Origin of the sequence: Rhodoferax sp., assembly GCF_028688795.1 — a bacterium.
Taxonomy (GTDB): domain Bacteria; phylum Pseudomonadota; class Gammaproteobacteria; order Burkholderiales; family Burkholderiaceae_C; genus Rhodoferax.
This window is the reverse complement of the sequence record NZ_JAQTXM010000038.1, coordinates 23,878-32,109: the sequence shown is the minus strand read 5'-3', so window position 1 is coordinate 32,109 and position 8,232 is coordinate 23,878. Positions and strand designations below refer to the sequence as shown.

Annotated in this window: 7 protein-coding genes, 1 tRNA gene and 1 pseudogene; all 9 read left to right on the top strand. The window is 53.9% G+C overall.

What is annotated here, in order from left to right; genetic code table 11:
• Positions 1-143, top strand: a pseudogene (locus PHQ58_RS20545) (elongation factor Tu); the annotation flags it as partial.
• Between the two features lie 31 nt (positions 144-174).
• Positions 175-250: transfer RNA gene (locus PHQ58_RS20540), tRNA-Trp, on the top strand.
• Positions 251-363: 113 nt separating this feature from the next.
• Positions 364-747: a preprotein translocase subunit SecE gene (gene secE / locus PHQ58_RS20535; protein ID WP_300115050.1), complete on the top strand. Its 384-nt coding sequence runs from the start codon at positions 364-366 to the stop codon at positions 745-747.
• Positions 748-1,356 (top strand): transcription termination/antitermination protein NusG, encoded by a 609-nt coding sequence (gene nusG, locus PHQ58_RS20530; protein ID WP_300115047.1) that lies wholly within the window; start codon positions 748-750, stop codon positions 1,354-1,356.
• A gap of 170 nt (positions 1,357-1,526) precedes the next feature.
• A complete protein-coding gene (gene rplK / locus PHQ58_RS20525; protein WP_300115044.1) occupies positions 1,527-1,958 on the top strand; it encodes a 50S ribosomal protein L11 in 432 nt (143 codons plus the stop codon).
• Positions 1,959-2,654, top strand: coding sequence for a 50S ribosomal protein L1 (gene rplA, locus PHQ58_RS20520; protein WP_300115041.1), 696 nt, complete (start codon positions 1,959-1,961; stop codon positions 2,652-2,654).
• A 263-nt stretch (positions 2,655-2,917) separates the two neighbouring features.
• A complete protein-coding gene (rplJ, locus tag PHQ58_RS20515) occupies positions 2,918-3,454 on the top strand; it encodes a 50S ribosomal protein L10 (protein WP_300115038.1) in 537 nt (178 codons plus the stop codon).
• A 42-nt stretch (positions 3,455-3,496) separates the two neighbouring features.
• A complete protein-coding gene (gene rplL / locus PHQ58_RS20510) occupies positions 3,497-3,871 on the top strand; it encodes a 50S ribosomal protein L7/L12 (RefSeq protein ID WP_300115036.1) in 375 nt (124 codons plus the stop codon).
• 241 nt (positions 3,872-4,112) lie between these two features.
• Positions 4,113-8,225: a DNA-directed RNA polymerase subunit beta gene (gene rpoB / locus PHQ58_RS20505; protein WP_300115033.1), complete on the top strand. Its 4,113-nt coding sequence runs from the start codon at positions 4,113-4,115 to the stop codon at positions 8,223-8,225.
• The last annotated feature ends 7 nt before the right edge of the window (positions 8,226-8,232 follow it).

The following is an 8,232-nucleotide window of genomic DNA, read 5'->3' as shown; positions in this document are numbered from 1 at the left end:
AGGAAATGGTCATGCCTGGTGACAACGTGTCAATCACTGTGAAGCTGATTGCCCCGATCGCCATGGAAGAAGGTCTGCGTTTCGCCATTCGTGAAGGCGGCAAGACCGTCGGCGCTGGCGTCGTGGCTAAGGTTATTGCGTAATTGGACTGTCCTGCCTTGGCAGGACATGTAAAGGGGCATAGCTCAATTGGCAGAGCGTCGGTCTCCAAAACCGAAGGTTGTAAGTTCGATTCTTACTGCCCCTGCCACCTGGTCATCTGCCAGGTGAAGAAGAAAACAGCCCACTATGAAAATAGTGGGCTTGTGCGTCTCAGGGACGCAAAATTAAACCGGAAATTCTGAGGCGCAAGTCAAGTCAATAATGGCCACCACACAAGTACAAACTGTCAACACGACAGCAGATAAAGCCAAGTTGGCAGCTGCTGCGGTCATGGTCATTGCCGCCCTGGTGGCCTATTACGCGCTTTCCAAGCAAGGGCCGTTGTTCCAGTGGCTGGGTCTGTTGGTCGGTCTTGGGCTGGCGGTGGTCATTTTCTTGATGTCGGAAACCGGCAAGGCCTTGGTCGCCTTCGGGCGTGACTCTGTCAAAGAGGTCAAAAAGGTAGTTTGGCCTGCGCGCAAAGAAGCAGTTCAAATGACGATTTACGTCTTTGGATTTGTTTTGGTCATGGCGCTGTTTTTATGGCTCACTGACAAGACGCTTGAATGGGTTTTTTACGATTTGATTCTGGGTTGGAAGAAATAAATGACTGATGTTGAAGAAACCTCCCCAGTAAGTCCGCTCACAGCTGCTCAAACGCTGGCTGCGCCTTCTGCAAATCCAGATTTGCGTTGGTATGTGGTTCATGCCTATTCCGGCATGGAAAAAGCTGTTGAGCGCAATATTCTTGAGCGCATCAACCGCGCCGGCATGGAGACCAAGTTTGGTCGCATTCTGGTGCCCATGGAGGAAGTGGTTGAGATCAAGAACGGCGTAAGGAAGACCACAGAGCGCAAGTTTTTCCCTGGTTATGTGCTGGTCGAAATGGTCATGGATGATGACACTTGGCATTTGGTGAAGCACACCAACAAGGTCACTGGGTTCGTGGGCGGCGGCAAGACCCGTCCCTCACCGATTTCAGAGGCGGAAGTGCTGAAGATCGTCAGCCAGATGCAGGAAGGCACTGAGAAGCCACGGCACAAAGTCGAGTTTGTGGTGGGCGAGATGGTGCGCGTCAAAGAAGGTCCTTTTGCGGACTTCAACGGCTTGGTGGAAGAAGTGAATTACGACAAGAGCAAGGTTCGTGTCGCGGTAACGATCTTTGGCCGTTCCACCCCCGTCGAGCTGGAGTTTTCGCAGGTCGAAAAAACCTAAATTTCTTTGGGTGGGCCAAGATTGCGCGAAGCGGTTTACGCGGTACCCAACTGATTAGATGTTTGCACTTTTCGACTCGGTGCAAATGTAGATAGTGAGTCGTCAACACCGGGGAGCCAAAAGTTTGCGTTGTGCAAGCCGAGGCGTTAGAACCCGCTAGGAGTTAAACCATGGCGAAAAAAATCGTCGGTTTTGTCAAGCTGCAAGTACCAGCGGGCAAGGCCAATCCATCCCCACCTATTGGCCCAGCACTGGGTCAACGCGGTTTGAACATCATGGAGTTCTGCAAGGCGTTTAACGCTCAGACTCAAGGTGTTGAGCCGGGTCTGCCACTGCCTGTGGTGATCACTGCGTATGCTGACAAGAGTTTCACTTTTGTCATCAAATCGCCCCCGTCATCTATCCTGATCAAAAAAGCGGTCAAGATCGACAAGGGTTCACCTAACGCGCTCAAGACCAAGGTCGGCAAGATTACTCGCGCTCAGCTCGAAGAAATCGCCAAGACCAAGATGAAAGACTTGACCGCTGCCGACATGGACGCCGCTGTGCGTACCATCGCTGGCTCAGCCCGCTCGATGGGCGTGAATGTGGAGGGTGTGTAAATGGCTCGCTTGACTAAAAAACAAAAGACCCAGCAAGGCAAAGTGGACAGCGGCAAGCTGTACGCCATTGCCGATGCGCTCGGTTTGGTAAAAGAATTTGCCAATGCCAAGTTCGATGAATCCATCGACGTGGCTGTGCAACTTGGCATTGATGCCAAGAAGTCGGACCAAGTGGTGCGTGGTGCGGTTGTGTTGCCTAACGGCACCGGCAAGACCAAGCGCGTGGCTGTGTTTGCCCAAGGCGCCAAGGCTGAAGAAGCCAAGGCCGCTGGCGCTGACATCGTTGGCATGGATGACTTGGCCGCAATGATCAAGGCTGGCGACATGCCTTTTGACATCGTGATTGCTGCCCCTGACGCGATGCGCGTCGTGGGTACTTTGGGTCAGATCCTGGGCCCACGTGGCCTGATGCCTAACCCGAAGGTTGGCACGGTCACGCCTGACGTTGCGACAGCCGTTCGCAACGCCAAGGCTGGTCAAGTCCAGTTCCGTGTCGACAAGGCTGGCATTGTTCACTCCACCATTGGTCGTCGTTCTTTCGACAACGACAAGCTCCAAGGCAACTTGGCAGCGTTGGTTGATGCATTGGCCAAAGCCAAGCCAGCCACCAGCAAGGGTTTGTACCTTCGCAAGGTTGCTGTGTCGAGCACCATGGGTCTCGGCGTTCGTGTTGACATCCAAACCATCGCTGCTTAATAAGCATTTGATGTGAAATCTGGTGGTCCGAAAGGACCGCCTGACGTGGTGGGCTGCTTGCGCGTCAATGTGCAAGCAGGCCATCCAAGACCGTTGGTGTGCAGAGGGTTCGCTCCGAGCACTTAATCCGCAAACAACCAACGCAGATGGCGATCCCGCTGCCAAAGAATTTAAAAGTTCCGAAACAGTTGGTCGCTGCAATGTGGCGTGCCCTGGGCGATGTGGCAAACATCGATAACGGGCACATTTTGAAGGAGTAGACCTTGAGTTTAAATCGCAGTGAGAAAGAAGCGGTCATCAGTGATGTGACTGGCCTCGCCGCTAAAGCTCAAACGCTCGTGATGGCGGAATACCGTGGCATCACGGTCGCTGATATGACCAAATTGCGCTCGAATGCGCGCAGCAACGGCGTGTCGCTAAGTGTGTTGAAAAACACCTTGGCACGTCGTGCTGTCGCTGGCAGTGGCTTTGAAGTTGTATCCGACCTGATGACCGGTCCGCTGATCTATGGCTTCTCTGAAGATGCAGTTGCTGCCGCGAAAGTGGTTGCAGAATTCGCGAAAACCAATGCCAAGTTGGTGATTCGCGGTGGTGCATTTGCAGGAAAAGCTTTGGATGTCGACGGCGTGAAGCAACTGGCAAGCATTCCTTCCAAGGAAGTGCTGTTGGCTCAGTTGCTGGGCTTGATGCAATCCCCAATTTCGCGTACAGCCCGTGTGCTGGCAGCGATTGCGGAGAAAAAAGGCGCTGGTGTGGTTGAAGCTTCACCAGAAGCACCCGCTGAAGCAGTTGCGGCTTGATAGCCTGCAGCACTAAGTAACCAATATTGTTAGGAAATCAAAATGGCATTCGATAAAGACGCATTTTTGACCGCGCTCGACAGCATGACGGTCATGGAACTCAACGACCTGGTGAAAGCCATCGAAGAGAAATTTGGCGTAAGCGCAGCAGCCATGTCGGCTCCTGCTGCTGGCGGTGGCGCTGCTGCTGCAGTGGCTGAAGAAAAGACCGAATTCAACGTGGTTCTGCTTGAAGCAGGCGCCCAAAAGGTGTCGGTCATCAAGGCTGTTCGCGAAATCACCGGTCTGGGCTTGAAAGAAGCCAAAGACTTGGTCGACGGCGCACCAAAGAACGTCAAGGAAGGCGTTTCCAAGGCTGATGCTGATGCAGCTCTGAAGAAGCTGATTGAAGCTGGTGCCAAGGCTGAACTCAAGTAATTGAGTCGTCCCGCAGGCTGGAGTGCTGTCACAGGCCTCCAGCCTTTGGTGTTTTATGAGAGCGCACTGAAAAAAGTTTGAACAAACCTTTTTCAGTGTCTTCTAACCCCGACAGCAGAAGATGCCTTGGTTCGGGTTGCATGCAATGTGCGACCGTCCGCCAATGATTGGTAGTGGCCAATCACCAAGATTTAAAGTCGCCCAGGACTACCCCAAGTTCCTCTAGTTGCCCGGAGATCTCATGGCTTACTCATACACCGAACGCAAGCGGATTCGTAAAAATTTTGGTACGCGCGACAGCGTGCTGGAAATCCCTTACCTCCTGCAAATGCAAAAAGACGCTTACACGGCGTTTCTACAAGCAGAAGTAGCGCCCAAGAAGCGTACCAACGAAGGGCTTCAGGCTGCGTTTGACGCAGCCTTCCCGATCGTGTCGCACAACGGTTTTGTTGAGATGAAGTACCTTGAGTACAACTTGGCCAAACCCGGTTTTGATGTACGTGAGTGCCAGACCCGTGGTTTGACGTTTGCGTCAGCGGTGCGCGCCAAAGTGCAATTGATTATTTATGACCGTGAGTCTTCAACCACGCAAAACAAGGTGGTCAAAGAAGTCAAGGAGCAAGAGGTCTACATGGGCGAAGTGCCTTTGATGACTGAAAAAGGCTCGTTTGTGATCAATGGCACTGAGCGCGTGATCGTGTCACAGTTGCATCGTTCTCCTGGCGTGTTTTTCGAGCATGACAAGGGCAAGACACACAGCTCCGGCAAGTTGCTTTTTTCGGCGCGCATCATCCCTTACCGCGGTTCATGGCTTGACTTTGAGTTCGACCCCAAAGACATCTTGTACTTCCGGGTTGACCGCCGCCGCAAGATGCCGGTCACGATTTTGCTCAAGGCCATCGGCCTGAACAATGAGTCGATCCTTGCCAACTTCTTTGTGAATGACAACTTCCGCCTGATGGACAGTGGCGCACAAATGGAATTTGTGGCCGAACGTTTGCGCGGCGAAGTGGCTCGCTTTGACATCACCGACAAGAGTGGCCAGGTGATTGTTGCCAAGGAAAAGCGTGTGACAGTACGTCATACCCGTGAATTGGAACAATCGGGTACCACGCACATTTCTGTGCCTGAAGACTTTTTGGTTGGCCGTGTTGTGGCTCGCAACGTGGTCGATTCAGATACCGGTGAAATTTTGGCCAAGGCCAACGAAGAGTTAACAGAACTGTTGCTCAAGAAACTGCGCACCTCGGGTGTGCAGGATCTGGCTTGTATCTACACCAACGAGTTGGATCAAGGCGCCTACATTTCCCAGACTTTGCGCACCGACGAAACGGTTGACGAATTTGCCGCACGTGTCGCCATTTACCGCATGATGCGTCCAGGTGAGCCGCCAACAGAAGATGCTGTTCAAGCCTTGTTCCAACGCCTGTTCTACAACCCAGACACCTACGATTTGTCGCGCGTGGGTCGTATGAAGTTCAATGCCAAAATGCTCCGCCCGGAGTCTACTGGCCCCATGGTGTTGACCAACGAAGACATTTTGGCCGTGGTCAAGATCCTGGTTGATTTGCGTAACGGGCATGGTCAAGTGGATGACATCGACCACCTTGGCAATCGCCGCGTGCGTTGTGTCGGTGAACTGGCCGAGAACCAGTACCGCATGGGCTTGGCACGGATCGAAAAAGCCGTCAAGGAGCGTTTGGGTCAAGCCGAACAGGAACCCTTGATGCCGCATGACCTGATCAACAGCAAGCCTATTTCGGCCGCACTGAAAGAGTTCTTTGGTGCGTCGCAGCTGTCGCAGTTCATGGATCAAACCAACCCGCTGTCCGAGATCACCCACAAGCGCCGCGTGTCGGCCCTTGGCCCAGGTGGTTTGACGCGTGAGCGTGCTGGCTTCGAGGTGCGTGACGTGCACGTAACCCATTACGGTCGTGTTTGCCCGATTGAAACACCGGAAGGTCCAAACATTGGTCTGATCAACTCGTTGGCACTGTATGCCCGGTTGAACGACTACGGTTTCATTGAAACCCCATACCGTCGCGTGGTCGATGGCAAGGTGACATTGGATATTGATTACCTGTCGGCCATTGAAGAAGGCAAGTACGTGATTGCCCAGGCCAATGCGGCACTGGACAAAGAAGGTCACTTGTCTGGCGAGTTGATTTCTGCCCGTGAAGCTGGCGAAACCGTCATGGTTGGCGCGGAACGTGTGCAATACATGGACGTGTCACCAGCTCAGATCGTGTCGGTGGCGGCTTCTTTGGTGCCATTCCTTGAGCACGACGATGCGAACCGTGCGTTGATGGGCGCCAATATGTCCCGTCAGGCCGTTCCAGTGCTGCGCCCGGAAAAACCGATGGTCGGCACAGGTATTGAGCGTGTGGCTGCCGTTGACTCGGGCACCGTGGTGGTTGCCACCCGTGGCGGCGTGGTGGACTATGTCGATGCCACGCGTGTGGTGATCCGCGTCAATGATGCGGAAGCGCAAGCCGGTGAAGTCGGTGTGGACATTTACAACCTCATCAAATACCAGCGTTCCAACCAGAACACCAACATTCACCAGCGCCCAATCGTCAAAAAAGGCGACCACTTGGCTAAAGGCGATGTGATTGCTGACGGCGCTTCCACTGATTTGGGTGAACTGGCCCTGGGCCAGAACATGCTGATTGGTTTCATGACCTGGAACGGCTACAACTTCGAAGATTCGATTTTGATCAGCGAACGTGTCGTGGCCGAAGACCGTTACACCTCGATTCACATCGAGGAATTGGTCGTGATGGCGCGTGACACCAAGCTGGGTGCCGAAGAAATCACCCGTGACATTCCCAACTTGAGTGAACAACAACTTAACCGTCTGGATGAGTCGGGCATCATTTACGTGGGTGCTGAAGTGCAACCCGGTGACACCTTGGTTGGCAAGGTCACGCCCAAGGGCGAAACCACGCTCACGCCAGAAGAGAAACTGTTGCGCGCCATTTTTGGCGAAAAAGCCAGCGATGTGAAAGACACGTCGTTGCGAGTTGATCAAGGCTCACAAGGCACCGTGATTGACGTTCAGGTGTTTACCCGTGAAGGCATCACCCGTGACCGCCGAGCACAGCAGATCATTGACGACGAGCTCAAACGCTTCCGCCTCGACCTGAACGACCAGCTTCGCATTGTGGAAGCTGACGCGTTTGACCGGATTGAAAAACTCCTGATTGGCAAAATTGCCAATGGTGGCCCGCAAAAGCTCGCCAAAGGTACCAAACTCGACAAGGCCTATCTGGCCGCAGTTGAGAAATTCCATTGGTTCGACATCCGTCCAGCTGAAGATGACGTGTCCACCCAGTTGGAAAGCATCAAGAACTCGCTGGAACAAACCCGTCACCGTTTCGACCTGGCATTTGAAGAAAAGCGCAAGAAGCTTACGCAAGGCGACGACTTGCCTGCTGGCGTGCTGAAGATGGTCAAGGTCTATGTGGCGGTCAAACGCCACCTGCAACCAGGTGACAAGATGGCCGGCCGTCACGGTAACAAGGGTGTGGTCTCCAAAATTTTGCCGGTGGAAGACATGCCGCACATGGCTGATGGCACACCTTGTGACATCGTACTGAACCCGCTGGGCGTGCCTTCTCGGATGAACATCGGGCAGGTGCTTGAAGTTCACCTGGGCTGGGCTGGCAAGGGCATTGGCCATCGCATTGGCGAGATGCTGCAACACGAAAGCCGTGTGGCTGAGCTGCGTCAGTTCCTCGATGGCATCTACAACACCACCGGTCGTAAGGAAGACCTGGCCCAACTCAGCGACGTTCAGTTGCTCGACATGGCCGAGAACCTGACCAGCGGCATGCCGTTTGCCACACCGGTGTTTGATGGTGCCACTGAAGAAGAAATCCGGGCCATGCTGAAGTTGGCCTTCCCGGACGACATTGCCAAAGCCAAGGGTTTGACGGACACCCGCACCCAGGCTTACCTCTATGACGGCCGTACTGGTGACCGCTTCGAGCGCCCCACCACGATTGGCTACATGCATTACCTCAAACTGCACCACTTGGTGGATGACAAGATGCATGCCCGTTCCACCGGCCCCTACAGCTTGGTCACGCAGCAACCGTTGGGTGGTAAGGCCCAGTTTGGTGGTCAGCGTTTTGGTGAAATGGAAGTGTGGGCGTTGGAAGCCTACGGCGCTGCTTACACGCTGCAAGAAATGCTGACTGTCAAGTCAGATGACGTGCAGGGCCGTACCAAGGTCTACGAGAGCATCGTCAAGGGCGAACACTCGATCGAAGCCGGCATGCCGGAATCGTTCAACGTGCTGGTCAAGGAAATTCGTTCCCTGGGCCTGGACATCGAGCTCGAACGCTCGTAATTGATCA

Excerpts from the sequence above, each read along its gene's own strand:
- secE (WP_300115050.1), top strand. The coding sequence starts at position 364 with ATGGCCACCACACAAGTACAAACTGTCAACACGACAGCAGATAAAGCC.
- nusG (WP_300115047.1), top strand. The coding sequence starts at position 748 with ATGACTGATGTTGAAGAAACCTCCCCAGTAAGTCCGCTCACAGCTGCT.
- rplK (WP_300115044.1), top strand. The coding sequence starts at position 1,527 with ATGGCGAAAAAAATCGTCGGTTTTGTCAAGCTGCAAGTACCAGCGGGC.
- rplA (WP_300115041.1), top strand. The coding sequence starts at position 1,959 with ATGGCTCGCTTGACTAAAAAACAAAAGACCCAGCAAGGCAAAGTGGAC.
- rplL (WP_300115036.1), top strand. The coding sequence starts at position 3,497 with ATGGCATTCGATAAAGACGCATTTTTGACCGCGCTCGACAGCATGACG.
- rpoB (WP_300115033.1), top strand. The coding sequence starts at position 4,113 with ATGGCTTACTCATACACCGAACGCAAGCGGATTCGTAAAAATTTTGGT.